25 protein-coding genes are annotated in these 25578 nt (G+C 66.2%); 9 read left to right on the forward strand and 16 right to left on the reverse strand.

Annotated features, from left to right (window positions below; all coding sequences use genetic code 11):
- Positions 1-151: 151 nt before the first annotated feature.
- Positions 152-1366: a helix-turn-helix transcriptional regulator gene (locus tag ACQR10_RS01315; protein ID WP_434911750.1), complete on the forward strand. Its 1215-nt coding sequence runs from the start codon at positions 152-154 to the stop codon at positions 1364-1366.
- Here the strand turns inward: ACQR10_RS01315 and ACQR10_RS01320 are convergent.
- The 6 genes from ACQR10_RS01320 to ACQR10_RS01345 form a co-directional block, all read right to left on the reverse strand.
- Positions 1363-3288 (reverse strand): tetratricopeptide repeat protein, encoded by a 1926-nt coding sequence (locus ACQR10_RS01320; protein ID WP_434911751.1) that lies wholly within the window; start codon positions 3286-3288, stop codon positions 1363-1365. The two genes, ACQR10_RS01315 and ACQR10_RS01320, sit on opposite strands and share 4 nt — an antisense overlap.
- 69 nt (positions 3289-3357) lie before the next feature.
- Positions 3358-4101 (reverse strand): di-trans,poly-cis-decaprenylcistransferase, encoded by a 744-nt coding sequence (locus tag ACQR10_RS01325; RefSeq protein WP_316179114.1) that lies wholly within the window; start codon positions 4099-4101, stop codon positions 3358-3360.
- Between the two features lie 38 nt (positions 4102-4139).
- Positions 4140-4520 carry a winged helix-turn-helix domain-containing protein gene (locus tag ACQR10_RS01330; protein ID WP_315735483.1) on the reverse strand — a complete coding sequence of 127 codons (381 nt, stop codon included), beginning with the start codon at positions 4518-4520 and terminating at the stop codon, positions 4140-4142.
- Positions 4507-5124 carry a hypothetical protein gene (locus ACQR10_RS01335; RefSeq protein ID WP_315715042.1) on the reverse strand — a complete coding sequence of 206 codons (618 nt, stop codon included), beginning with the start codon at positions 5122-5124 and terminating at the stop codon, positions 4507-4509. Before ACQR10_RS01335 ends, ACQR10_RS01330 begins: the two co-directional genes overlap by 14 nt.
- A 146-nt stretch (positions 5125-5270) precedes the next feature.
- Positions 5271-5564 carry a DUF3551 domain-containing protein gene (locus ACQR10_RS01340; RefSeq protein ID WP_315803874.1) on the reverse strand — a complete coding sequence of 98 codons (294 nt, stop codon included), beginning with the start codon at positions 5562-5564 and terminating at the stop codon, positions 5271-5273.
- A 208-nt stretch (positions 5565-5772) separates the two neighbouring features.
- Positions 5773-6747 (reverse strand): Bug family tripartite tricarboxylate transporter substrate binding protein, encoded by a 975-nt coding sequence (locus ACQR10_RS01345; RefSeq protein WP_434911752.1) that lies wholly within the window; start codon positions 6745-6747, stop codon positions 5773-5775.
- A 123-nt stretch (positions 6748-6870) separates the two neighbouring features.
- Here ACQR10_RS01345 and ACQR10_RS01350 point away from each other — a divergent pair, with 123 nt between their 5' ends.
- Positions 6871-7281 carry a VOC family protein gene (locus tag ACQR10_RS01350; protein WP_315803876.1) on the forward strand — a complete coding sequence of 137 codons (411 nt, stop codon included), beginning with the start codon at positions 6871-6873 and terminating at the stop codon, positions 7279-7281.
- 18 nt (positions 7282-7299) lie between these two features.
- On the opposite strand, the gene ACQR10_RS01355 is transcribed toward ACQR10_RS01350, so the two are convergent.
- The gene (locus tag ACQR10_RS01355) at positions 7300-8625 is read right to left on the reverse strand and encodes a DUF2330 domain-containing protein (protein ID WP_434885005.1); all 1326 of its coding nucleotides are present in this window, start codon (positions 8623-8625) and stop codon (positions 7300-7302) included.
- Positions 8622-9446, reverse strand: coding sequence for an RnfABCDGE type electron transport complex subunit D (locus ACQR10_RS01360; RefSeq protein ID WP_434885004.1), 825 nt, complete (start codon positions 9444-9446; stop codon positions 8622-8624). The genes ACQR10_RS01355 and ACQR10_RS01360 overlap by 4 nt, the downstream gene beginning before the upstream one ends.
- A gap of 155 nt (positions 9447-9601) precedes the next feature.
- Between ACQR10_RS01360 and ACQR10_RS01365 the strand changes: the two genes are divergently transcribed.
- Positions 9602-11176, forward strand: coding sequence for an AMP-binding protein (locus tag ACQR10_RS01365; RefSeq protein WP_434885003.1), 1575 nt, complete (start codon positions 9602-9604; stop codon positions 11174-11176).
- A 21-nt stretch (positions 11177-11197) separates the two neighbouring features.
- Here ACQR10_RS01365 and ACQR10_RS01370 read toward each other — a convergent pair whose 3' ends face one another.
- The 4 genes from ACQR10_RS01370 to ACQR10_RS01385 all read right to left on the reverse strand — a co-directional run bounded on the left by ACQR10_RS01370 (position 11198) and on the right by ACQR10_RS01385 (position 16708).
- A complete protein-coding gene (locus ACQR10_RS01370; protein WP_434885002.1) occupies positions 11198-12499 on the reverse strand; it encodes a cytochrome P450 in 1302 nt (433 codons plus the stop codon).
- Between the two features lie 113 nt (positions 12500-12612).
- Entirely contained in the window at positions 12613-13722 is a 1110-nt protein-coding gene (locus ACQR10_RS01375; RefSeq protein WP_315803881.1) for an HD-GYP domain-containing protein, read from the reverse strand.
- A 218-nt stretch (positions 13723-13940) separates the two neighbouring features.
- The gene (locus ACQR10_RS01380) at positions 13941-16223 is read right to left on the reverse strand and encodes a xanthine dehydrogenase family protein molybdopterin-binding subunit (RefSeq protein WP_316215338.1); all 2283 of its coding nucleotides are present in this window, start codon (positions 16221-16223) and stop codon (positions 13941-13943) included.
- A complete protein-coding gene (locus ACQR10_RS01385) occupies positions 16220-16708 on the reverse strand; it encodes a (2Fe-2S)-binding protein (protein ID WP_315735504.1) in 489 nt (162 codons plus the stop codon). Before ACQR10_RS01385 ends, ACQR10_RS01380 begins: the two co-directional genes overlap by 4 nt.
- A 298-nt stretch (positions 16709-17006) precedes the next feature.
- Here ACQR10_RS01385 and ACQR10_RS01390 point away from each other — a divergent pair, with 298 nt between their 5' ends.
- Together ACQR10_RS01390 and ACQR10_RS01395 are read left to right on the forward strand one after the other, a co-directional pair.
- Complete coding sequence (locus tag ACQR10_RS01390) at positions 17007-17321, forward strand: hypothetical protein (protein WP_410051940.1); 315 nt, start codon at positions 17007-17009, stop codon at positions 17319-17321.
- A 32-nt stretch (positions 17322-17353) separates the two neighbouring features.
- Positions 17354-18025, forward strand: coding sequence for a dienelactone hydrolase family protein (locus ACQR10_RS01395; RefSeq protein WP_434888071.1), 672 nt, complete (start codon positions 17354-17356; stop codon positions 18023-18025).
- Positions 18026-18219: 194 nt separating this feature from the next.
- Here ACQR10_RS01395 and ACQR10_RS01400 read toward each other — a convergent pair whose 3' ends face one another.
- The 3 genes from ACQR10_RS01400 to ACQR10_RS01410 all read right to left on the reverse strand — a co-directional run bounded on the left by ACQR10_RS01400 (position 18220) and on the right by ACQR10_RS01410 (position 20270).
- Positions 18220-18936 carry a polysaccharide biosynthesis/export family protein gene (locus ACQR10_RS01400; RefSeq protein WP_315803884.1) on the reverse strand — a complete coding sequence of 239 codons (717 nt, stop codon included), beginning with the start codon at positions 18934-18936 and terminating at the stop codon, positions 18220-18222.
- A 182-nt stretch (positions 18937-19118) separates the two neighbouring features.
- Positions 19119-19775: a peptide-methionine (S)-S-oxide reductase MsrA gene (gene msrA, locus ACQR10_RS01405; RefSeq protein WP_315803885.1), complete on the reverse strand. Its 657-nt coding sequence runs from the start codon at positions 19773-19775 to the stop codon at positions 19119-19121.
- A 177-nt stretch (positions 19776-19952) separates the two neighbouring features.
- Positions 19953-20270: a hypothetical protein gene (locus ACQR10_RS01410; protein WP_315715027.1), complete on the reverse strand. Its 318-nt coding sequence runs from the start codon at positions 20268-20270 to the stop codon at positions 19953-19955.
- Positions 20271-20627: 357 nt separating this feature from the next.
- Between ACQR10_RS01410 and rpsT the strand changes: the two genes are divergently transcribed.
- The gene (gene rpsT, locus ACQR10_RS01415; protein WP_012047584.1) at positions 20628-20894 is read left to right on the forward strand and encodes a 30S ribosomal protein S20; all 267 of its coding nucleotides are present in this window, start codon (positions 20628-20630) and stop codon (positions 20892-20894) included.
- A gap of 501 nt (positions 20895-21395) precedes the next feature.
- On the opposite strand, the gene ACQR10_RS01420 is transcribed toward rpsT, so the two are convergent.
- Positions 21396-21716 carry a hypothetical protein gene (locus ACQR10_RS01420; protein ID WP_434911753.1) on the reverse strand — a complete coding sequence of 107 codons (321 nt, stop codon included), beginning with the start codon at positions 21714-21716 and terminating at the stop codon, positions 21396-21398.
- Positions 21717-22212: 496 nt separating this feature from the next.
- Between ACQR10_RS01420 and dnaA the strand changes: the two genes are divergently transcribed.
- The 3 genes from dnaA (at position 22213) to ACQR10_RS01435 (ending at position 25548) form a co-directional block, all read left to right on the forward strand.
- On the forward strand, positions 22213-23652 hold the full coding sequence (dnaA, locus tag ACQR10_RS01425) for a chromosomal replication initiator protein DnaA (protein WP_315803887.1): 1440 nt from the start codon (positions 22213-22215) through the stop codon (positions 23650-23652).
- A 311-nt stretch (positions 23653-23963) separates the two neighbouring features.
- Positions 23964-25082: a DNA polymerase III subunit beta gene (dnaN, locus tag ACQR10_RS01430; protein WP_315803888.1), complete on the forward strand. Its 1119-nt coding sequence runs from the start codon at positions 23964-23966 to the stop codon at positions 25080-25082.
- 97 nt (positions 25083-25179) lie between these two features.
- A complete protein-coding gene (locus ACQR10_RS01435) occupies positions 25180-25548 on the forward strand; it encodes an endonuclease domain-containing protein (RefSeq protein ID WP_316179097.1) in 369 nt (122 codons plus the stop codon).
- Positions 25549-25578 lie beyond the last annotated feature (30 nt).

The raw sequence follows: 25578 nt of genomic DNA on the forward strand, positions 1-25578 counted from the left end.
ACGCGCGGCACAGGGATCCTCATCACTCATCTCCGGCCAAGTGAAGCTCCGATCGTGCGCCACTCCTCAGCCGACGGCCTGGGCAGGCCTGCCAATCTCGCGGCTTCGCGCGACCGTTGCGCGATGAACCTCACGCGCCGCATGCCGACCCATGAAGGGGAATATCGTCCACGCGCCCGGGTTGATTATTCAGACCGGCGCACCCTTTCCCGGTCATGGCAGCGAGGTCACCGTGCAGAGCGAGTTCTATTCGCGGGCGTTGGACGCCATCTATCAGGGCTTTGCGGAACCGGATGGCATCACGGACGCACTGGATTGCGTCCGGGAACTGACGAGGTCCGAGGGTGCCACCTTCGAGGTCATCGACCCGATCGTCCGGCAGCCCCTGACCTTTCACAGCAGCGGTGTTGCTGCGGCCGAGGGCGACGACTACCTCGCCTACTTCGCGCCCCGCAATCCGCGCCTGCGCATGGCGCTGAACCAACAGCGCGGCGAACTGGCCTGGGACTATCAGGTCATGGACGAGAGCGCCATGAACCGCGATCCGTTCTATGCAGAGTTCCTGCCGCGCGCCGGGCTTCGCTATTTCCTCTCAGCGGTGCTGGAGCGGTCGCCGCAGCGGATGGTCGCCCTGACCCTGCAGCGAACGCCGCGGCAGGGCCATGTCGGCAAGGCCGACATCGCCCTGATGCACCGCCTCACGCCCCATCTGCAGCGCGCACTTAGAATGCGAAACAGCCTCGTCACAGCCTATGGCAACGATATCGGCACGACCGCACTCGATGTGCTGAAGGACGGCGTCGCACTGCTCGATCCGAGAGGCGAGATCGTCTACCTCAATCCGAGCCTGCAAGCCATCTCGGCAGACGGCGCCATGTTCCGGATCGAGAGGCGCGGCATCGCCTTCGCCTCGGCCGATCTGCGCAATCGCTATGCGCGCGCGCTCAGCGCGGCGACGCGTACCGACGGCCTGATCGGCACGGATGCTGCGCTCGATTTCCTGGCGCCTCGTCCAGGCGGCTTGCCGCCTTGCACGATATCGCTGCGCTCCCTGCACAAACGACACCCCCGTTCGGATTGGCCCGCTGCGATGGTGGTGATGCTGGTGCGTGATCCGATGCGGGACAGCCCGGCGGCGCATCTGCTTCAGGACCTTCATGGTCTGACCAGGGCGGAGGCGCAACTGGCCTGTGCGCTGAGTACCGGCATGACTGCGGTCGAATATGCCGCGCATCGCGGCATCAAGGTCACGACGGTCTACACGCATCTCAAGCGCACCCGGGAGAAGACGGGATGGCGCAGCGTCGCCGAGCTGACGCGGCGCATCCACGAGATCTCGATCGGGCTGCTGAATGCCGATCCTTAAGTCGCGGAAAACGCCGCGACCTGCTGCGCCAGCGCATCGCGCACGCGCACGACGACGTCGGCATAGTCACGTTGCGCGTCCTGGCGGAACAGCCGCACGCTCGGATACCAGGGACTGTCGTCACGGCCGAGCAGCCAGCGATAGTCCGGCGTGAAGGGCAGCATGATCCAGGTCGGCTTGCCCAGCGCGCCGGCCAGATGCGCCACGCTGGTATCGACGGTGAGGACGAGGTCGAGACTGTCGATCAGCGCAGCCGTGTCGACGAAGTCACGGATGTCGGCGGTGAGATCGAGAATGTCGTCGCGCGCGGCGAGCGCGGCCTTGTCGGACGGCCGCGGCTCCTTCTGCAGACTGACGAACCGCGCCCCAATCTTGAGCAGCGGCGCGAGCGCCAGCAGCGGAATCGAACGGTTGTGATCGTTGAGATGCGCGGGGTTGCCGGACCAGACGAGCCCGACCCGCAAGCGGTCATGCGGACCTAATCGCTGCTCCCAGATCGCCCGGCGCGCCTCGGGAGGGCGCGGCAGATAGCACGGCGCGGCAGGGATGGTGTCGAGCCGGGTGGCGAAGGCGAGCGGCAGGCTCGACAGCGGGCAGTGATAGTCGATGGAAGGCAGCGCATCGATGCCGCGGGCAAGGCACTGCGCCACGCCATCCAGGCCGGACAACAGCGGCTGCAGCGGCGCGTCGACCTCGAGCACAACGCGCGCGCCCTGCGCCGCCACCAGGGTGGCGTAGCGCGAAAACTGGACGGTGTCGCCGAGCCCCTCGTCGCTGTGCAGCAGGATCGTTTTGCCGGCCAGCGGCGCATCGGCAAGCCACAGCGGCGCCTCGAAGCTGCGCTCGACGAAGCCGACGGCGCGACATTTGCGTCCCCATTCGCGCGCCGCCCAGCCACGGGCGAAGTCGCCGGTCAGCAGCCGGAACAGCGCCGCGTTCCAATGCGCATCGGCGAGGTCCGGCTTCAGCGCGACGGCGCGATCGAAGCTGTCGAACGCCTCGGCGAAACGATGCAATTCGGCCAGCGACGTGCCGCGATGATTATGGAAATCCGCGGTCTGCGGCCGGAGCGCGATCGCCTTGTCGAACATGGCGACGGCGTCATCGTGACGGCCGAGGTTCTGCAGGATGCAGCCATAGCCATTGGCGACGTCGGGATCGTCAGGCGCCAGCGCCTGCGCACGGCGGCCGAACGTCTCGGCTTCCTGGTAGCGGCGCAGCCGCCGCAGCGCGATTGCCTTCAGATACAGCACGCCCGCCTGATCGGGCATCAGCCCCAGCGACTGCCCAAAGCGCGTGATGGCCTGCTCATAGTGACCGGCATCGAAATGCAGCGCGCCGGCCTTGTTGGCCGCCTCGAGGTGGTCAGGCCTGAGCTGCGCCACCTGATCGAAGGCCAGGGCCGCCTCGTCGCGCCGCCCCTGCGCTTCCAGCACCTCGCCGAGACGAAACCACGTCGCGGCGCGATCGGGCGCGAGCTGCAGCAGCCGATCGCAGGCCAGCGCCGCCTCGGCGTGCCGTTGCTTCGCCTGCAGCAGTTCGCCGAGCGCATCCCAGCTCTCGACCGCATCCGGCTGCAGCTGCAGCGCGCGATCGTAAGCCTTGATCGCTTCATCGGTGCGGCCGGCGAGCCGCAGCGCCTGCGCAAGGCCGACGAAGGACTCCGCGGCCGACATGTCCTGCCGAACGGCGCGGGCGAACCACTCAATCGCATCATCGGCGCGCTTGAGCGCCAGGCAGACCTGTCCCATCGCACGCAGCGCGTCGAGCGAGGCTGCGTCCAGCGTCAGCGCGCGGCGGCACGCATCCTCGGCCTGCGCGAGCTGTCCGGCGCGCAGCAGCCGCAAGGCCGCGGCACACAGCGCATCAGGCGTATCGCTGTGGCCCATCGATCCGGATTTGGCCGGGGGCTTGTGCTTCATCAGGGGATCTCTGCGCTCGTGCTGCAAGCGGTAGATGATTCCCCGATGCGCGGAAAGATTGCGCCGTCGTCAGGCGACCGGCGCCGGTGCCAGCGGCGCCGCCTCGAGGCCGCCGAAGCGGCGCTCGCGGCCGCGGAAGGAGGCGAGCGCCTGGGCCAGATCGGCGGCATCGAAATCGGGCCACATGCGCTGGGTGAAATGCAGCTCGGCATAGGCACCTTCCCAGAGCAGGAAGTCGGACAGGCGCTGCTCGCCGGAGGTGCGGATGATCAGGTCGACGTCGCGCAAGCCGGCTTGGCCGGTCACGAGGTCGGAGAACGCCGCACGCGTCAGGCCGTCGATGTCGCGGGCCTTCGCCGCCGCCGCGAGGATGGCGTCGCGCGCCGAATAGTCGACGGCGATGCGCAGATGCAGGGTGCTGCCGTCGCGGGTGGCCGCTTCGGCCCGGCCGATCGCGTCGGCGATGCCGCCGGGCAGCCGGTCGCGACGGCCGATCACGGTGAGGCGGACGCCATTGCGCACCAGCGCCTCCACCTCGCTGGCGAGATAGATCCGCAGCAGCGCCATCAGGGCTGCGACCTCGGCCCGCGGGCGTCGCCAATTGTCGCTGGAGAACGCATACAGCGTCAGCGTGCCGATGCCCTGGTCGGGCGCGGCTTCGACGACGCGCCGAATCGCCTCGACGCCCGCCTCGTGCCCGCGCAGCCGCGACAGGCCCTTGCGCGTCGCCCAGCGGCCATTGCCATCCATGATGATGCCAACATGCAGGCCATCCACCACAGCAGGCGATTGAGGTTGCAGACTACTTTGCATTGCAAAGCTCCAGGTCAAAAATAAACGCGATGCGAGAGTCAGACGCGGCCCGGGATCAGGCCGACCGACGATGGCGTGTGCTCCTTGCCGGCAGCGGCCGCGGCGTCGCGGACGAGGCGCTCGAGCACGGCGAGATAGTCGAGGAAGCGGCGGCGTCCCGCCTTCGTCAGCCGGCAGGTGGTATGCGGGCGATTGCCCTCATAGCCCTTGGTGACCTCGACGAGACCGGCCTCCTGCAGCACCTGCAGATGCCGCGACAGATTGCCGTCGGTCAGCCCACAGAGCTGCTTGAGGTCGGCAAAGGCGAGACCCTTCGGGTGCGCCATCAGCGAGGTGAGCAGGCCGAGCCTTGCCTTCTCGTGGATGACGCGATCGAGGCCGTCATAGGAGAACGGCGCGCTGCCATCAGTCTTCGACATCGGACTCTCCGGTCGCAAAATACAGAATGCCCGCCATCAGCCCCTGTCCGATCGCGAACGGAAGCCCCATCGTCCACGGCGACAGCGCATGCGTGGCGCTGCCGACCAGCAACACGGCGAAGCCGGCCATGAAATAGAACGCCCCGGCAAGCGCTACCGTGCGCGGCAGCGAGCGCACCGACGCGAACACGCCGAGCGACATCAGGATCTGCCACAGGCCCGGCAGCATCCACAGCGCCTCCGGCGCGAACTTCCACAAGAGCACCGCGAGCAGCACGCCGGCGATGCCCGCTGGCAGGAACTGCTCGACCGCCTGATGGATCATCGCATCTGCAAGGCCGGAATGATGCCGGCGCGATCGCGCCCGCATCTCGAACCAGATCATGGTCAGCGACACGCAGGCTGCCGCCGCCCATCCGAGCAGGAACGTCCACGCGTCGGCCGTCGGGTCGCGCAGAAACAGCTGCTGAAGCAGCGCAGTGACCAGCGCGACGGCCGAGGTCGCGGCCATCGTCGCCGGCCCGTAGCCGCGAAATGCCGTGCCCGCCGCAAGCTGGCTGCGGATCGCGATGATGTCCGCCAGCGCCTTATCGAGATCGCGCATGTCTCACCTGAAGCCGGTGACCGACTCGTTTAACTTTGCGGTACAAAGTATATACGAACGCAAAGTCGATGCAAGCCCGCGCGATCCCGGAAGCGCGCCTGCGTCAGCCGATCGGTCGCGCACGCCGACCCACTCGGTCGAGGGTGTCAGTAATACTGATAGCGGTGCACGCGGCGCGGCGGCGGCATATCGACATAGACCGAGGGGCGGCGGCGGGCAGGATCGAACGCGACGCGCGGATTGATGCCGCAGCCTGCATTGCGCCCGGAGGCACTCGCCCGGCATTGCTCGAAGGTCTGGTAGGAGCAGTCACCGGGGTAACCGACGCCTCGGCCCTGCACACACCAGGGATAGTCGTAACCGCCTGCGGAGGCCGGCGCGATACCGCCACCAAGTGCAACGCCGACGAGGCCGGCTGCCATCATCATAACCTTGCGCATGATCTGTTCCTCTTCTGGCCGGAGGGTTGCACCACACCGGCATGGTCAAAAAACGACAAATCGGCGGAACGGATCACCAACCAAGGCAGTGACGTGTCGCATGCGCGGCACGTCACCTTCAGCCCTCGACACCCGTCGGGCGGGCTGGCGCCTCAACGCGGACCTGTTGCGGCGCGCGGACCAGCGATTGCGGCGTCGCCTGGTCGTCTCATTCGACCTTCAGGCCGGCGAACTCGACGACCTTCTTCCACTTCTCGGTCTCGGCGACGATCTGGGCGCCGAACTGCTCCGGCGACTGGATCAGCGGCTCGCCGCCGAGATCGACGAGACGGGCCTTGATCTCGGGCTCGGCCAGGATGGTGTTGACCTGCTTGTTGAGCTTCTCGATGATCTCCTTGGGCGTGTTCTTCGGCGCGCCGATACCGAACAGCGCGCTCGCCTCGTAACCGGGTACGGTCTCGGCGACGGCCCGGACGTCCGGCAATTGCGGTGAGCGCTGCTGGGTGGTGACGCCGAGCGCCCGCAACGAGCCGGAGCGGATGTGCTGGATGATGGAGGGCATGTTGTCGAAGATGACCTGCACCTGGCCGCCGAGCATGTCGGTGATCGCCGGCGCCGCGCCGCGATAGGGCACGTGCTGCATCTTGGTTCCGGTCATCGCCATGAACATCTCGCCCGACAGATGCACCGAGGTGCCGTTGCCGGACGAGGCCATGTTCACCTTGCCGGGGTTCGCCTTGAGATAGGCGATGAACTCGGCGACGGTCTTGGCCTCGATGTCCTTGTTGACGGTCATCACGTTGGGGACGCGGTTGAACGAGGCCACCGGCGCGATATCGCGGACGAAGTTGAATTTGAGATTGGTGTAGAGGCTGGCATTGATGTAGTTGGCCGGATTGACGAGCAACACGGTGTAGCCGTCCGCCGCCGCGTTCACCACGGCATCGGTGCCGATATTGTTGCCGGCTCCCGGCTTGTTCTCGACGATGAACTGCTGACCGAGCGTCTCGGACAGCCGCTGGCCGATCAGCCGCGCCAGGATGTCGGTCGCGCCGCCCGGAGGATACCCCACCACGAAGCGGACGGGACGGGTGGGATAGTCGGCCGCGGAGGCGTTGCGAACAGCAGCGATGGACGGGACGGCGGAGGCGATCAGACCAAGCGCGGTACGACGTGAAATCATGCGTTTCCTCAGGCATTATCGTTGGGCGGCGGTCAACGAGCCGCCAGGATCTATTGTAACATCGATTGTAACAGAGTGCCGCGATGGCGGCGAGATCGATGTCCCATCAGGAGGGAAGAGCCCATGCCGGTCAAGGTCGATGCGCTCGATCATCTGGTCATCAATGTCGCCGACGTCGAGCGCACGACTGCGTGGTATCAAGCAGTGCTGGGCATGACGGTCCAGGTGTTTGATCCCGGACAAGGCAAGGCGAGGCGCACGTCGCTGCTGTTCGGGAACCAGAAGATCAACGTGCGACCGAAGGACGCGGACAAGGTCGACTGGTTCACGGCCGACCACGTCGTGGCCGGCAGCGACGACCTCTGCTTCCTCACCACCAGCACCCCCGACGAGGTTGTGGCGCATCTCAGGGCGCTCGGCGTCGCCATCGAGGAAGGCCCGGTCGCCAAGCAGGGCGCGCGCGGCACCCTGCGCTCGGTGTATTGCCGCGACCCCGACGGCAGCCTGATCGAGATCTCGTCGTATCAGGATTGAGCCGGGGCCACGCCGAGGTCATTGCCTCGCGGTCTCGCCGCTCTTCTCCATTTTGGCGGCGATCTCCCTGCGCGACCATCCGGTCAGTTGCGCGAGATCCGTCGCCTCCCTGGCGAAGCGTGCGGCGAGATTGTCCCGGTAGGTCTTCGCCGCTGGACAGGACGCCTCGCCCCGCCAGGGGTGGTGCTGGACATAGCGGCCCTGGAAATTGCTGCGGTCCTTGGTCTCGATGAACACGATGTCCTCGGGGAACGTCTTGGCATCGTAGCGCACGTGCAGCCGGGTCGCGTAGGCATCGGAGCCGCCACGGCGCGTGGTGCGGAACGAGGCGTCGTCGTCGCTGCCGATCCAGCGCGCGCCGAGCTCGACCAGCTCCCTGTTGCTCATCGGATCGGCGGCGCAGGGGTCGCACCATCCCATGTCCCAGGCATATTCGACGAACACCGCCTGCATGTTCTCACGCGCGACGGCGCGCTCGAACAGCGCCTTGTAGAACGGCCCGAACTCGTCCTTCACATAGAGCGGGACATCGATATCGGATGGGATCTTCACCGTGCGATAATTGGCCGCCTCGATGCGGCCGCTCCTCGTCAGGGCATAGATGATGAGGTCCTGCGGTCCCCTGGCATTGACCGTGCCGAGCCGCAGCGGCACCATGAACTTGGCGCTCCGGTAGCGTACCTGCAGGGGCCGGAGCTGGCCGTTCCCCAGTCCCTTCATCCGCTCGACATTGACCTTGGCGACGAAGAACCGCATGCCCTGCCTGATGTAGCTGCCGAGCACGGACTCCGCGCCCGCCGGGATGCGATAGTCGTTGTCGGTCAGCCAGCGGGTCAGACCGTCGCTCTCCTGCGCCGACAGGATCAGCACGTCGTATTCGGCGACGTCGTAGCTGGCCTCGACGGTGACGCCATAGTTCCGCCGGGCCATCTCGTAGACGGCGCCTGCCATCATTGGCGCCGCGGACATGGCCCGCGCCGCAACGACGACCGGCGCGCAAGGGTCGGCATCATGATATTCAACCAGCCGCGGCGCGGTGTATTTGTCGAGATGATCGATCGTCTTCGGCTCGACCACACCGATCTGCTTGCGCTCGATGAAGGTCGGCACGGGAACGACGACCGCGAACTCCTTCACGTCGCCCTCGAAGTCGCTGGCCATCGTGATCGCGGTCTGCTCGCCGTCGCGGGCCAGCACGACCTTCGACGACTGGTTGAACAGTTTTGCATCCGCCTGGGCGACATAGAAGCCGCAGAAGGCATTCGCCGGCGCCATCGCCGCGTTGGCCAGGATCGCGGTAGCCGCGACGCCGGTGCGGAAGAGCTTGTTGTCACGCGGGGTCATGTCGACACTCCTTCGGGAACGGATGAACGCCAGGAAAAGCGGGTCTCAGGGACGAGCCGATCGAGCAGCAGCGTGAGCGGCGACAGCGCGATCAGCGCCACATAGAGCGCCGGCCGCATCTGCAGGGCGAAGGTGAGGTAGTGCGCCGCGACCGCAATGCTCAGCGCGAACAGCAGCCGGCCGACGCGCGAGTCCGGCGAGGTGCGCGGGTCGGAGATCATGAAGAAGGTGAAGATCAGCAGCGAGCCGCTCTGCAGCTGATGCAGCGGAATCGCCAGGGGATCGCCGAGCCAGGCGGCGCGCAGCAGCAGGAGCGCGGCGTGACTTGCGAAGAAATACAGCGCGATATCCACCCGGCGGGACGCGCTGAGCACGAGGATCGCGAAGAAGCCGGCGAGGCTCGCGAACCAGATCTCCGTACCCCATTGGCCCGGCGAGATCCACACGCTCTTGGAGCCGAGCAGCAGCCCCACGATCGCGAGCCCGGCCGGGTTGAACATGTGCTTGCCGTTGATGCGCAGCACGAATTTGGAGCCGATCGCGATCATGGCCGCCGCCGCATGCAGCCACAGCGCATCGGCGCGCAACAGCAGGCTGAGCGAGAGGCCGGTGATCAGCGGCGATTTGAGATCGAGCGGCACGCCGGCGATGCGGCAGCAGACCACCTGCGTGAGCAGCGCCATGGTGACCGCGATCACGCTCGCGGCGGGACGCGCGCCGAAATCGATCGCGGCGAAATTGATCGCCAGCAGCGTCGCCAATGCCGCGATCTGGAAATAGCGCGCATCGGGCAGCCGCCATGGTCGTGGCTCGGCCTGCATGCAAACCTCCGGGCGTGTCTTGCCGCGCCATTGGTCGCCCGCAGACGGAGACGGGTTCAATCCCGATTTGATCGCGGCGGCGCGAGGTGGCAAAAGATGACGACAAGAACGAAGCGGCCGGAGACAGGCCGTACTCAAGAATGGCGGGAGCGAAGATGAACGGAACGACGATGGCAGCGGGCACGGTGACGCCGTTCGACGGCATGGACGTGCCCTGGCTGTTGAAGCTGCGCAGCGAGACCCGGCGCGACCATCCGTTCCTGATCTCCGCCCCATTCGATGCGCCGGCGCGCCGCTGGACCTATGGCGCCTTTCACGACCGTGTCGGCGCCTTGGCCGCAGGGCTGGTCAAGCGCGGCGTCCGGCCTGGCGATGCCGTGCTGATCCATCTCGACAATTGCGTCGAGGCGATGCTCGCCTGGTTCGCCTGTGTCGAACTCGGCGCACTCGCCGTCACGACCAACACGCGCTCGGCAGCCGCCGAAATGAGCTACTTCGCCGAGCACTGTCGCGCGGTGGCGGCGATCACCCAGCCGGCCTATGCCGAGATGATCGCAGCGCATTGCCGCGGTCTCAAGTGGATGGCCGTGATCTCGCACGATCCCGGTCAGGCGGAGGCGCCGGCCGTCGGACGCGACCAGCGCTTCGAAGCGCTGTTTGCCGACAGTGCCGACCGGCCGCGGCGGCCGGCCGACCCGCTGGCGCCTTGCAGCGTGCAATACACCTCGGGCACGACGTCGCGGCCGAAGGCGGTGCTGTGGACGCATGCCAACGCGCTATGGGGCGCCAAGGTCAATGCCGTGCACGAGGACCTTCATCAAGGCGACGTGCACCAGACCTATCTGCCGCTGTTCCACACCAACGCGCTGGCCTATTCGATGCTGGCCACGCTCTGGGTCGGCGCGACCTGCGTGATCCAGCCGCGCTTCTCCGCGAGCCGCTTCTGGAGCGTCGCGCTCGAGCATGGCTGCACCTGGACCTCGACCATCCCGTTCTGCATGAAGGCGCTGCTCGACCAGGAGGTGCCGAAGCATCACAAGTTCCGGCTGTGGGGCACGGCGGTATCCGAGCCGCCTGCGTTTGCCAGGTTCGGCATCAAGATCATCGGCTGGTGGGGCATGACCGAGACCATCACCCACGGCATCGTCGGCGAGATCGACCAGCCCAACGCGCCGATGTCGATCGGCCGGGCCGCACCGGAATACACCATCCGCATCACCGACGATGACGGCCGGCCCACCGAGGTCGGCGCCACCGGCAACCTCGCCATCAAGGGCGTGCCCGGCCTGTCGCTGTTCGCCGAGTATCTCTACAACGCCGAAGCGACCCGCACGAGCTACGATGCCGACGGCTTCTTCCTCACCGGCGACCGCGTCACGCGCCTGGCCGGCGGCTTCATCAAGTTCGGCGATCGCACCAAGGACATGCTCAAGGTCGGCGGCGAGAACGTCGCGGCGTCCGAGATCGAGCAGGTGATCATCACCGTGCCCGGCGTGCGCGAGACCGCCGTCGTCGCCAGGAAGCATCCGATGCTGGACGAGGTGCCGGTCGCATTCGTGATCCCGCAGCCCGGGATCGCGCGCGACGAACTTCCCGGGAAGGTGCTGGCCGCCTGCCGCGCCGGCCTCGCCGACTTCAAGGTGCCGCGCGAGGTGAAGCTCGTCGACGAGATGCCGCGCTCGACCCTGGAGAAGGTCGCAAAGGCCGAGCTGCGCAAGCTGCTGGATTGAGGAGGATCGAGCGGCTCGACCTCAAGACATCTCCACGTGGATCGGCAGCTTCTTCGGCCCGTTGACGAAGGTCGCCCGCGTCATCTTCACCGGGCCCGCCGGCGACAGCGACGCGAGGCGCGGCAGCAACTCCTCGAACAGGATGCGCATCTCGAGCCTGGCGAGATGCTGGCCGAGGCAGAGATGCGCGCCATAGCCGAAGGCGACGTGCCGGTTCGGCTTGCGGTCGCAACGGAACGTGTCGGGCTCGTTGAACACGGCTTCGTCGCGATTGCCTGACGCGTAGCACAGCATGAGCCAGTCGCCCTTCGCGATATGGCGGCCGCCGAGCTCGGTGTCGGCGGTGGCGCTGCGCATGAAGTGCTTGACCGGCGTCATCCAGCGGATCGCCTCGTCGACGAGCCCGGGGATCAGCGCGGGATCGGCCTTGACGCGCGCGAATTGTTCGGGGTCTTCCGCCAGCGCCCAGATCGCGCCGGCGGTCGACGACGACGTCGTGTCGTGGCCTGCGGTCGCAACGATCATGTAGTAGCTGGTGCGGTCATGCAGCGGCATGTCCTCGCCGTTGATCCTGGCATTGGCGATGACGGTGGCGAGATCGTCGCGCGGATTGGCCCTGCGGTCGTCGGTGATGCGCTGGAAGTAGGCGGCGAAATCCGCGACCACGGCCTGCAGCATGGCCGCGAACACCTCCGCCGACAGCGCCTCGCGCACCCGCGCGGTGTCCGGATCCTGCGGGCCGAACAGCTCCTGCGTCAGCTTGAGCATGCGCGGCTCATCTTCTTCCGGCACGCCGAGGATCTCCATGATCACATGCAGCGGATAGCCGAGCGCGACGTCCGCGACGAAATCGCAGACGCCGCCATTGGCCGCGGCCTTCGCCGCCATGCGGTCGACGGTCGCACGCGCGATCTGGCGAATGCGCGGCTCGAATTTGGCGATGTTGGCCGGCATGAACCAGCCCTGCGTCAGCGCGCGATATTTCGGATGGTCCGGCGCATCCATCTGCACCAGCGAACGCACGAGATTGGGCTGGCCGGTAATCTTGTGAACGCGCTCCAGCACCGCCTTGTTGGTCAGCGTGGTCGCACGGTCGGCATTGTGGAACAGATCGTTCTGACGGCTGATGGCGAGAATGTCAGCGTGCCGCGTCACCACCCAGAACGGATCGAACGCATCGAGCTCGGCCCGCCCGAGCGGGTTGTTGGCGCGCAGCCAGCGATAGGCATCATGGATGCGGTGGTCGGCGTAGCAGGCCGGATCGACCAGCGCGGCGGCGATGGGCCCGGGAATGACCTCGCCGGCCTGTTCGGCTGCGCCCATGCTGCTCCTCCCGCCTTTCATCGATTGGTGGGTAGGATAGTGCGCCTCCGCAGAGATGCACTTGCGTCGAGCGGCTACCGCCGGACGATGGATGCGCTCTCAGCGCGATCGCGTCAATGCGCGCCCATCGCGACCGGGCGAAACGCCTGCAGCAGTTGCTGGTCGAGCTTCGGGCCCATGTTCTCCATGATCTGGAACGCACGGGCATGGGTGAAGGCCGGCCGATAGGCGCGGTGCTCGATCAGCGCAGCGTAGATATCGACGATCGTGGTGAGGCGCACGATGTCGCTGATCTGCTCGTTGTGCAGCCCGTCAGGGTATCCGGAGCCGTCGAGGAACTCGTGGTGATGCAGGATGACGTCGAGCATCTCCGGCGGGAAGCCGCCCTGCCGCCACAGCGCCTCGTAGCCGCGGCGCGGATGCTGGCGCAGCAGCGCGATCTCCTCCGCCGTCAGCTTGCCCTGCTTGTCGAGGATCGCGACCGGAATGAACGCCTTGCCGACGTCGTGCAGCAGCGCCGCGCGGACCAGCCGGCGCTGATCGTCGTCGCGCATGCCCAGATGAATCGAGAAGCCGACCGCAAGCCCGGTCACGAACAGGCAATGCCGGTAGGTGTCGTTGTGGTGACAGCCGACCACGGTCATCCATTCGCGCAAGGACGAGTGCTTGATCGCCTTCAGGATCTTGTTCTCGGCCGCGACGATGTCCTCCATCGTCAGATGCGCGCCGGTGGGCAGCTTCTCGAAGATCTTGACCATGATGGCCTGCGCGGCCTCGACGCCGCGATTGAGCAGCTTGCCGCGATCAGTCTCGTCATAGCCGTCGTCGGCGGGGAGCGCCGAGCGGATGCGCTGCAGCACATCGGCGGGGCTGAACGGCCGCGCGATGGTGTCGGTGGCGCCCAGCGCCCACGCCTGCATGGTGGCGTGGTGCAGCGCCTCGGCCAGCACGAACAGCCGGGGCACCTCGCTATAGGCGCGCGACGACAGCTTCTTGCGCACCCGCTGCACGCTCTCCGGCGAGCGCAGGTTGATGTCGACGATCACGCCGGAGAAGCGGTTGCCGGGGTTCTCGGGGATTTCGGTGGTCGGCATCATGTCGACGTCGCCGACCGAGCGCAGGATGCGCGCCAGCTCGCTGCTCTGGTCACCGCGATCCGACGCGAGCAGGAGGTGGCGCCTGTTCGCGGTCTGGGTCACGGTCTGCTTGGCTGTCGCGCTCATACGTGCTCGCCCCCTGCGGTTTGCTGCTCATGCAAGTTACCGGGATACGGGTTCGTCGCGGCTTAAGCCGATCATTCAAGCTGTATCGTTTCAGGTGAGCGAGAGGTTAAGGGAATTGGTCAAATCGTCCGGCGCGGAGACCTGACCGCAGCGCAAAAAGCAACCGCCGGAGACTGGCTCCGGCGGTTCCCAGATACGGCGCTGGCCGCGCGACGATGCTAGGCCTTCATCGCCGCCTTGACCGCCGCCGACGTGATCGGCAGCGAGCGCAGCCGCGCGCCGCAGGCGTTGTAGATGGCGTTGCCGAGCGCCGGCGCGACCACGGTCACCGCGGGCTCGCCGACGCCGGTCGCCTTCTCGCCATTGGCGATCACGGCGATCGCGACCTCCGGCACCTGGCTCATCCGCAGCGGCGTGTAGCTGTCGAAGTTGGTCTGCTCGATGCCGCCATCCTTCAACGTCGCCTTCTCGTACATCGCCAGCGACAGCCCCCACAGCGCCGCGCCCTCGACCTGGGCGCGGATGTTGTCGGGATGCACCTGGGTGCCGACGTCGGTCGCCACGGTGAGCTTCTTCACCGTGACCGCGCCGTCGTCAGCCACCGCGACATGGGCGACGCACGCCGTCCAGCTCGCGGTCGCCCGCTCCTGCGACGACACGCAGGACACGCCCATGCCCTCGCCCTTCGGCAGCTTCTTCGCGCCGTAGCCGGACAGGCCCATCGCCGCCAGCAGCGTGTTACGCAGCCGCTGTGCGCCGCCGTCGTTCTTGCCCTTGCCGTCGAGCAGCGCGATGCGGAACTGCGCCGGGTCCTGTCCCGAGGCCACGGCGATCTCGTCGATCATGCTCTCGACCGCCCAGAACGTCCAACCCGGCGCCACCGAGCGCAATTGCCCGGACGGCGTCGCATTGTGCGCGAGCTCGTTCTTGATCGCGCGCACATGGTGGTTGGGCACGGTGTAGAAGAAGTCGGCGCCGTTGACCGTGAACGAGTCGAGCGGGCCCTTCTTGTCGACCGAGGGCGACAGGAAGTCCGGGATGCCCCAGCGCGCCGTCGGCCAGGCCGAGACGACGTCGTGGCTGAGCGCGATCAGCTTGCCGTTGCTGTCGAGCCCGGCCTTGACCTTCTGGTAGGTGAGCGGCCGCGAGTAGTCCATCGTCATGTCGTTCTCGCGGGAGTAGATCACCTTGACCGGCTTGCCCACGGCCTTGGCCGCCTGCACCGCCGGCACCATCATGTCGGCGTCGAGCCTGCGGCCGAAGCCGCCGCCGAGCCAGGCCTGGTGCATCACGACATATTTCGGATCGATCCCGGCAGCACCCGCCGCGATCGCGCCGGAGCGGGTCGCGAACTGATTGCCGGAGTAGATGTGCAGGATATCGCCCTTGAACTCGGCGGTCGCGTTCATCGGCTCCAGCGGCGCATGGATGTTGATGCTGGTGGTGTACTCCGCCTCCAGCACCTTGGCCGCGCCCGATAGCGCTGCAATGGGATCGCCATCCTTGACGAAGAACTGCCCGGCATCGTCCTGCGCCTGCAGCCGCATCGCCTCGGTGATGATGGTGTCGGTGCTGACATTGGCGTAGGGGCCTTTGTCGTAGCTGATCTTGAGCGCGTCCGCCGCCTTCCTGGCGTTGGCATAGGTGTTGGCGACCGCCACCACCCAGCCCGAGGTCGAACCGGTCTTGTCGTCGAGCGTCACCGCCTTGATGAAGCCCGGCACCTTCTTGGCCTCGGAATCGTCGACCGCCGTGACCGTGGCGCCGAAGCGCACCGGCGGCGTGACGACCTTGCCGTAGACCATGCCCGGCAGCATCGTATCGATGCCGTATTTCGCCGTGCCGTTGGTCTTGGAAGGAATGTCGAGCTGCGGCACCGAGACGCCGATCATGGTGTACTGATCGGGCGTCTTGAGCGTCAGCGCCTTGAGCTCGTCGGCCGTGAAGCTCTTGGTGATCTTGCCGCTCTTGACGATCTCGGCATAGCTCATCTGCTTCTTGGACTTCGGATGCATCACGACGCTGTCGCGCACGACCAGCTCCTTGGCCGGCACGCCCATCGCGGTCGCAGCCGCCTCGGTGAGCGCGATGCGGCCAGCTGCGCCGGCGCGGCTCATGGCATCGAAGTTCATCATCGTGCTCCAGCTGCCGCCGGTGATCTGGGCGCCGAGCACGGGATCGTTGAACTTCGGATCGTTGGAGGCGAGCTGGACCCGCATGTCCTTCCAGGCGGCGCCGAGCTCCTCGCAAACGATCTGCGCCATGGTGGACGCAATGTGCTGGCCCATGTCGGCCTTGCCGCAGGTCACGGTCACGATGCCGTCCGGCGCAATCGCGTACCACACGCTGGGCTCGAAGTTTGCAGGCGCCGCGGCGGCGAGTGCGCTGTCGGCGAGGCCGGCGTAACCGAGCACGAGGCCGGTCGCGGCGGTGCCGACCAGGAACGAGCGGCGGCTGAGATCGGGGGCCATCGAAGGCGCTGCTTTCACGTGCTGGTTCATGTCGCCCTCCGGTCGCTGGTGTTCGACGCGGTGCGCATCTCGGACGCGGCGCGCTGGATCGCCTTCTGGATCCGCGAATAGGTCATGCAGCGGCAGAGATTGCCGTCCATATGTGCGACGATCTCCTCCTTGGTCGGGCTCGTGGTCTTGGCGAGCAGCGAGGCCGCCTGCATGATCTGGCCGGACTGGCAGTAGCCGCATTGCGGCACCTGCTCGGCGATCCACGCCTTCTGCAGGGGATGATCGCCCTTCTGCGACAGCCCCTCGATGGTGGTGATCTTCTTGTTCGCGACGTCGCCGACCATGGTCTGGCACGAGCGCACGGCCTCGCCGTTGACATGCACGGTGCAGGCGCCGCACAGCCCGGCGCCGCAGCCGAACTTGGTGCCGGTCATCTGCAACTGCTCGCGGATGACCCATAGCAGCGGCGTATCGTGCGCCGCGTCGACGGACATGGTCCGCCCGTTGATGGTGAGATTGGGCATGTGGTTTCTTCCCCGCCCGGCGTGCGACTTCGCTTACGGCGAAGTTCGGTTTTATCGATTCGCTGGAACCCACCGGATAGATGCCAGCCATCATAAGAATGATCGCGTTGCCACGGCGACGCAACGGGATTTGAGCGCCGGCTTGCGAAATGAAACGGCATTTGCGTTGTGCAGCGCGAACGATGCTGGGCTCGTGACGCCGCGCACGCTAAGAAGAGATGCAGCCAACGCCGACAGCGAGAAGAGATTTCAGCCCATGAGACCATCCATACGCATGACGCGGTGCCTGGCTGCGGCCATGCTGCCGAGCCTGTCGGCCGTAACCCCTTCTGCGGCAGGGCAGACGCCCGGCGTCGCTGACGCGCCTTTCACAGCGACGTTATTCAATGTCACGCCGCTTGCCTTCGGCATGGATGTCGGTGAGACATCGCGCGTGCTGGAGCAGCCGTTGATCTATCTGAACGGCACGCCCGGCAACGAGACCTTTTTGGCACTGCGCAATCTCGGCGGCAGCGGACTGGTCCCGCACCATCACCGCCTCTACCTGAAATTCCGCAGGGGACGGCTGACAGGCTGGAAAGAGGACTACGGCACCAACTGGATGTGGCGCTGACAGGCGCCTGACGACCGCAAAGAGGACATAACGTGGGACAGGACATCAAGCTGACGGCATCGGACGGGTTCCAGCTCGGCGCCTATCGCGTCGATCCGACGGGAACTGCAAAGGGCGCGCTGGTCGTCATCCAGGAGATCTTCGGTGTCAACCATCACATCCGTAACGTCTGCGACCGCCTCGCCGCCGAAGGTTACGTTGCCATCGCGCCGGCGATCTTCGACCGCGTCGAGCCCGGCTTCACCTCGGGCTATTCGCCTGACGAGATCGCGGTCGCGCGCAAGTTCGTCGCCAATCCGGATTGGGCGGCCTTTTTGCGCGACACCCAGGCCGCAATCGACGGCGTGAGGAATGTCGGGCCGGTCGGCATCATCGGTTTCTGCCTCGGCGGCAGCATCGCCTATGCGGCTGCGACCAAGCTCACCGGGCTGAAGGCCGCGGTCGGCTACTACGGCGGCGCCATCGTCCGCTTCGCCGACGACAAGCCGACGGTGCCGACCCAGCTCCATTTCGGCGAGAAGGACGCGGGCATCCCCCTGAGCGACGTCGAGACCATCAAGGCCAAGCGGCCGGACGTCGAGATCTTCGTCTATCCCGGCGCACAGCACGGCTTCGGCTGCGACGAGCGTGCGAGCTACGACAAGCCGAGCGCGGATCTGGCGTGGACCCGTAGCCTCGCGTTCCTCGGAACGCATTTGCGCTGAACCTCACCACCGTCATTGCGAGGAGCGAAGCGACGAAGCAATCCAGAGTCGCGCGTGACGCTCTGGATTGCTTCGCGGAAGCCTGTCATCGGGCCGCGCATGTGCGCGGACCCGTTGGCTCGCAATGACGGCGGATGGAGCAGCGCGCCACTCGGCGGCAATGTATCCCTGTAGCCGGGCGAGACGTGCTGATATCAGAACCAGCGCTCGCCGACCTGGATCGTATCTCCCGGCTTGAGCGAGGTCCCGAGCGGAACCTCGTAGCGCGCGACTCCGGACGCATCGGTATGCGTCAGGGTGACGATGTCGCGCCGCGCCCGAGGCGAGAAGCCGCCGGCGATCGCGATTGCGCTCTCCACCGTCATGTTGGGCACGTAAGGGTATTGGCCGGGCGCCTGCACCTCGCCGAGGATGAAGAACGGGCGATAGGCCTCGATCTCGACCGCCACCGATGGCTCGCGGATGTAGCCGTTGCGGAGCTTGGCGGTGATCTCGGCGGCGAGGCCGGCGGTGGTGCGGCCACGCGCCGGCACGCTGCCGATCAGCGGCATCGTGATCGATCCGGACGCGTCGATCGCATAGGTGTTGGTCAGGCCCTCCTGGCCGTAGACGACGACGCGCAGCTTGTCGCCGGCGTCGAGATGATAGGCGGAGTCGCGCCGCGCCGGCACGTAGCCGGCGGGAACGACATAGGCGCCCGCGCGAGTGGCGGCAGCGAACGAGTTGCGCAGCGCCGGGATCGCCCCGCCCTGCCCGGTGGCGGCAACCGGGCCGGAGGAAGGCGTTCCATAGGCCATCGCGTCGAGATCGCTCTGCGGCTGGACGGCAGCGACGGGGGAGATCGTCTGCATGCAGCCCGACAACAGGATCGCGGACAGGACGGCAATGACCGGAACAAACAACGCGCGCACTCGAACAATCCTTGAATGAGGATGTGCGTTAGTCATGCGCGGTTAAGGTTAACAAACCGTTGGCGCGTGCAGTCCGTGCATCCGCAAGCGCGCCGCGGTGAAGGCGGTTCGAAAAAAATCCCCCTCCCACCGCGTGGGAGAGGGACCCGAGAATATTCGGCGCGATCCGGCGCGCGGCTGGCCTAGGCGCTCACGCCGACACCGATCGGGCACGCGACCCCGGTGCCGCCGAGGCCGCAATAGCCGGCCGGATTCTTCGCGAGGTACTGCTGATGATAATCCTCGGCGAAATAGAATGGCCCCGCCGGAGCAATCTCGGTCGTGATCGCGCCGAGCCCCTTGGCACGCAGCGCCGACTCGTAGGCCGTCTTCGACGCCTCGGCGGCCTCGCGCTGCGCATCGCTGAACGTGTAGATCGCCGAGCGATATTGCGTGCCGACGTCGTTGCCCTGGCGCATGCCCTGAGTCGGGTCATGGCTCTCCCAGAACGTCTTCAGGAGCCGCTCGTAGGACATGACCTTGGGATCGAACACCACCAGCACGACCTCCGTGTGCGCCGTCTGCCCCGAGCACACCTCCTCGTAGGTCGGGTTCGGCGTATGGCCGCCGGCATAGCCGACGGCGGTGACGTGGATGCCGTCGCCGAGCTGCCAGAACTTGCGCTCCGCGCCCCAGAAGCAGCCGAGCCCGAACACGGCCTGCGCGAGGCCGTCGGGATAGGGCGGCAACAGGCGGCGACCGTTGACGAAATGCGTGGCGGCGGTCGGGATCGGCTGAGTGCGGCCGGGCAGCGCCTCGGCGGCAGACGGCATGACAGGGGCTTTGCGCATGAAGAACATGGGATGTCTCCGCTCATGGCCAGCGCCCGCGGGACGGCCCACGGCACGATGACCTCTCCTCAGGGGGAATATATAGGGCTCTACGGGTCCAGCAGTAGCGCTGTTACGCCGCGCCAGCGGTTCCCGCGGCATGCTGCCAGCATACAGCTGCCGGCGCAGCGAGACGAACCGCCGCGCTCAGTCGCGTCCATAGCCGATCAGCGGCTTGCGCGGCCGGAACAGCAGCATCAGCAGGATTCCAAGCAGTCCAAGCACCGCAAACACCGGCTGGTCCAAAAACACCTTGACGATCCACTCCCACAAGAACGGGGCCTTGGCCTCGATCCAGGCCTTGAAGGCGGCCTGGCTCGCCTGGTGGACGTCGTTCCAGAGCTGGCCGAAACGGGTGAACTGAAGGGTCTGGTCGGCCACCCAGCGCGCGCCGTCATAGACCAGGAAGATGAAGCTTCCGGCCAGCAGCAACAGCCCTACCAGACGGAAAAAACCGCGGATCATGCCTCACCTGCCCTCTCTCGCACGCCCTTGCGGGCAGCAAGGCCATAGCGGGGCCCCCGCAGAAATTCAACCTCGTCAGGGGCTTAGAACCGGGTTTTGGTCGATTCCGGCCGCCGCGGGCGCTCCGAGACCGTTGACGCTCGGCAGGCCTGCCCCTATAAGGTCGCCATTGGCGGTGGGCGCAATCCCGCCGCCGCTGTTCTTTGAGCAGCGCCGATCCGCCGAGCATCCGCTCCGGTCATGGCATTCTCAGAGAGGCGTCCGAACAACCCACCGCGTCGATGGGGCCGCGTCAAGCGGGCCGCGCGCGTACCCGCAAGAGCGGCGACTGCTCGCCGCCGAAGGATATTTGAGAGCATGGCCAACACGACCTCCGCGAAGAAAGCGACGCGCAAGATTGCCCGCCGCACCATCATCAACAAGTCGCGCCGCACCCAGATGCGCGGCGCCGTTCGCTCCGTCGAGGACGCGATCAAGAAGGGCGACCGCGAGGCTGCGCTGAAGGCGATGGCCAACGCCGAGCCGCAGCTGATGCGCGCCGCGCAGCGCAACATCATTCACAAGAACAACGCGAGCCGCAAAGTGTCGCGCCTCACGCATCAGATCGCCAAGCTCGCGAAGTAACGCGACCGCGCCACTGGCGAACTATCAAGATGCAAACAGCCCGGCTCGCGCCGGGCTTTTCTTTTTGCGCATTGCGCCGGAGCACATTCGTTCCTCGCCGCGCCTTCTATTTGATGGCGATATCGCGTCGCGAATGCGATCTGCGCGTGTTGGAGGATGCGCGACGTCATACGCGCCTGACATTGTTCCGTAGTCCTACGTGACGTTCCGTAGTTTTACGCGGTGACAATATTGTCTCACCTGAAACAGCGAAGACTCTGCGCGTCGCGCTTGCGCAGCGATGTCAAGTGAGCGCGGCGCGTCGTTCACGTCACGCACCGCGCATCGCGGGAGTTACCCGCGTCCGGCAATCGCGAAAAACATCGTCTCGAAAATGACTTAAGCGCATAGCGCGACCAAGTGATTGGAAAAGCGGGTGAGGCCGGTCGAAACATAAAAAAATTATGAAGAAATTTTGGGCAGACGATGTTGTTTGTCACATCCGAGATTCCTCGCGATGATTCAAAACGTTGCTTTCTTAACGCGCAACACCGCGTCGCAACCGCTGCGAAGACTCGTCACGCGTGCTCCGATCTTATGGATTGCGAGTCCCGACGCATCGTGTATTTCTTTAATCACTCGCGGCGCCCACGATCTTGAGACCAGCGCGGTTTTAGAAACGGGGCGGACGTGCAAATCGGCGGCGGTGTGCGCGTTGGCGACGCTTTCCAAAGCGATGGCCGGATCTGTACCCATAGCAATATGGGGAAGGACCGAACTTTGTCGAAATTTCTCGGGCGCAGCATCATCGTTGCGCCGCTTTGAACAAGAGAAATACGACATCGGTCGACCCGGCCGGAGCTCGTGGCGGCTTCGCTCACCGAGTGGACAAGTTGGACGGGATGTACGGCGGTGCGGCTGAATCTTGGGGTTCGGACGCGGCGGCATTGGGATGACAACTTGCCGTGAGCAATCACGGCAGGGCGGGGAGGTTGCATGCTTTACGGACAAATTGCGGGCACACACCATAAGCTGGTTCCGGATCACGCACCCTTGGCGGTCGGCACTTTGGCGGTCGGCACTGAAGTGACCGGTACGACCAGCACGGCCATCGCCAGCACGGCCATCGGCCCTCCCGCTCGTCCGAGTATGCGCTGACCTCGCGGAGTAGTTTTCTTCACCAGCATTGATCAGCCCAACGGCGCTCGCGCCGAACGGCAAGCCATGTCTGGAGTTGAGCCTCCGCTCGAGGTCTCGCTGCGGGAGACGCGTCCTTCCACGGGACGCCTGCCCGGCGATCACACGACACCACCACTCAATTCGAAAAGTTGCGACTGCCATGACAAATTCGGAACAGGAACGCTGGTCTCGCGTGAAGGGTCGGCTGCGCTCGACCGTCGGCGAGGATGTCTATACGAGCTGGTTTGCGCGGATGGACCTCGAAGCCGTCCAGGACGAAAGCGTTCATCTGTCGGTGCCGACGCGTTTCCTGAAGAGCTGGATCCAGGCGCACTACGCCGAGCGCGTGCTGTCGTGCTGGCAGGCCGAGATGCCGGAGGTGCACCGTATCGATCTGTCCGTTCGCACCGCGATGCGCTGCGCGACGCCGGTCAAGGAAGCCCCCGTCGCCGTCGAAGCCCGCCGCGCCGAGCGCAGCGACGCCAAGCCGGCGACCAGCGCCGACACGCGAACGGCGTCGGCTGCGGCTTCGCTCGCCACCAGCCATGACGCGCTCGGCGGCTCGCCGCTCGATCCGCGGCTGACCTTCGCCAGCTTCGTCGTCGGCCGCGCCAACACGCTGGCCCATGCGGCGGCGCGCCAGGTCGCCGACGGTCGCCGCGGCGATCCCGTGATGTTCAACCCGCTCTACATCCATGCCGGCGTCGGGCTGGGCAAGACGCACCTGCTCCAGGCCGTCACCTGGGCCGGCAACGCCGGCGGCGAGCGCAAGGTGCTGTACCTCACCGCCGAGAAGTTCATGTACGGCTTCGTCGCGGCGCTGAAATCGCAGACCGCGCTGGCGTTCAAGGAAGCACTGCGCGGCATCGACGTGCTGGTGATCGACGACCTGCAGTTCCTGCAGGGCAAATCCACCCAGGCGGAGTTCTGCCATACGCTGAATGCGCTGATCGACGCGGGGCGCCAGGTGGTGATCGCAGCCGACCGGCCGCCGTCCGACCTCGAAAGCCTCGATGATCGCGTCCGCTCGCGGCTTGCCGGCGGCCTCGTCGTCGAGATGGCAACTTTGGGCGAGGATCTCCGCCTCGGCATTCTCAAGTCGCGCGTCGCGGCGGCCCGCGCCCATCATGCGAGCTTCGACGTGCCGGAGCCGGTGCTCGACTATCTCGCCCGCTCCATCACCCATAACGGCCGTGATCTCGAAGGCGCGATCAACCGCCTGCTGGCGCATTCCAAGCTCAACAATCAGCCGGTCACGCTCGACATGGCCGAGCGCGAGGTGCGCGACCTGGTCCGCCCGCAGGAGCCGAAGCGGATCAAGATCGAGGACATCCAGCGCGTCGTGGCGCGGCAGTACAACGTCAGCCGCTCCGACCTGTTGTCGTCGCGCCGCACCGCCAACGTGGTGCGCCCGCGCCAGGTCGCGATGTATCTCGCCAAGACGCTGACCCTGCGCTCGCTGCCCGAGATCGGCCGCCGCTTCGGCGGGCGCGACCACACCACCGTGCTGCACGCCGTGCGCAAGATCGAGGCGCTGGTCGGCAAGGACGTCACGCTGAACGACGAAGTCGAGTCGCTGAAGCGCCAGCTGCAGGATTAGAGGGCACGCACGGCCAGGGGAGCGGACAGAAGGTTCGCCCCCAGCCGGGCCATTGTCCCGGCGGCTCGACGCTGCCCTCGGGCGTCATGCTCGGCCCCTGCCTCCGGGTCCCGGAAGAGCCTGCCGAAACATGGGAAATCGGCTCCGCATCCCTTGCGCTTGAGCCTCATCCGCGCCACTTTACGCCTCCCCCTCACGCTCCTGGACGCTGGCCAAGCGCCGTTCGGGCGCGAGGTGCCATCGGCCGCGGCGCTGCTCTAGCCCGCCGGCATTCCAGGACGAGATCAGTTGGGAACGGGCGGGTAAGTGCAATGAAGGTGACCGTCGAACGCGCGCAGCTCCTGAAGTCGCTGGGCCACGTCCATCGTGTGGTCGAGCGGCGCAACACCATCCCGATCCTGGGTAACGTGCTGGTCCGCGCCGAGAACGCCCGGCTGTCGCTGCGCGCAACCGATCTCGATCTCGAAGTGACGGAAACCCTGGCCGCCGAGACCGCCACCGCGGGCTCGACCACAGTTCCGGCGCACATGTTCTACGACATCGTGCGCAAGCTGCCGGACGGCTCGCAGATCGTGCTGGAGAGCGACGGCGAGCGCGCGGTGCTCGCGATCCGCGCCGGCCGCTCCAAGTTCACCCTGCAGACGCTGCCGGAGAGCGATTTCCCGGATCTCGCCGCGGGCGAAATGACGCACGCCTTCGGGGTTCCGGCCAAGGACATCAAGAGCCTGATCGACCGCACGCAGTTCGCGATCTCGACCGAGGAGACGCGCTACTACCTCAACGGCATCTATCTGCATGCCGGCGGCACCGCCAAGCAGCCGACGCTGCGCGCCGTCGCCACCGACGGCCACCGCCTCGCCCAGGTCGACCTGCCGCAGCCGGCCGGCGCCGCCGAGATGCCGGGCGTGATCGTGCCGCGCAAGACCGTCGGCGAGGTGCAGCGGCTGATCGAGGACAATGACAGCGAGATCAGGATCGAGCTGTCGCAGGGCAAGATCCGCTTCACGCTAGGCCAAGTGGTGCTGACCTCGAAGCTGATCGACGGCACCTTCCCGGATTACGGCCGCGTCATTCCGCAGAACAACGACAAGGAGCTGGTCGTCGACAAGGCCGATTTCGCCGCCGCCGTCGACCGCGTCTCCACCATCTCCTCCGAGCGCGGCCGCGCCGTGAAGCTGGCGCTGGCGCCCGGCAAGCTGGTGCTGTCGGTGACCAATCCGGATTCCGGCAGCGCGACCGAAGAGCTCGAGGTCGAGTACGCCGCGGATGCCCTCGATATCGGCTTCAACTCGCGCTATCTGCTCGACATCGCCGCCCAGATCGAGGGCGAGGTCGCCGTGCTCCGGCTTGCCGATCCCGGCTCGCCGACCCTGATCCAGGACCGCGACAACAGGAATGCGTTGTACGTGCTGATGCCCATGCGGGTGTGAGGCGCGCTGCACGCAACGCTTGGGACGAGCCACACGACGAAAATCCCCTCTCCCCTTGCGGGAGAGGGTGCCGAGCGAAGCGAGGCGGGTGAGGGGTATGCCTCCACGATCACCGAGCCATCGGACGACATCCACACGCATCCGCGGCTTCGCCAAGACGATGCGACGTCAGCCGACCGAATCCGAAGCGGCCATGTGGCGACTGCTACGTGATCGCAGGTTTGAGAAATACAAATTCCGTCGTCAGGCGCCCGTAGAGCAATTCATCCTCGATTTCGTTTGCTTCGAAAAGCGCCTGATCATCGAGATCGATGGCAGCCAGCATGCTGACAACGAGAAAGACACCGAGCGAGACGCGATCTTGAAAGCTGCAGGATTTCGCATCGTTCGCTATTGGAACAACGACGTGCTGTACAATTCGACCGCCGTTCAAGAGGACATCCTCACGAAGCTGAGCGAGCCGTGAGATACCCCTCACCCGCCGCCTTCGGCGGCA

The organism is Bradyrhizobium sp. HKCCYLRH2060 (assembly GCF_051168135.1).
Classification (GTDB): Bacteria; Pseudomonadota; Alphaproteobacteria; order Rhizobiales; family Xanthobacteraceae; genus Bradyrhizobium.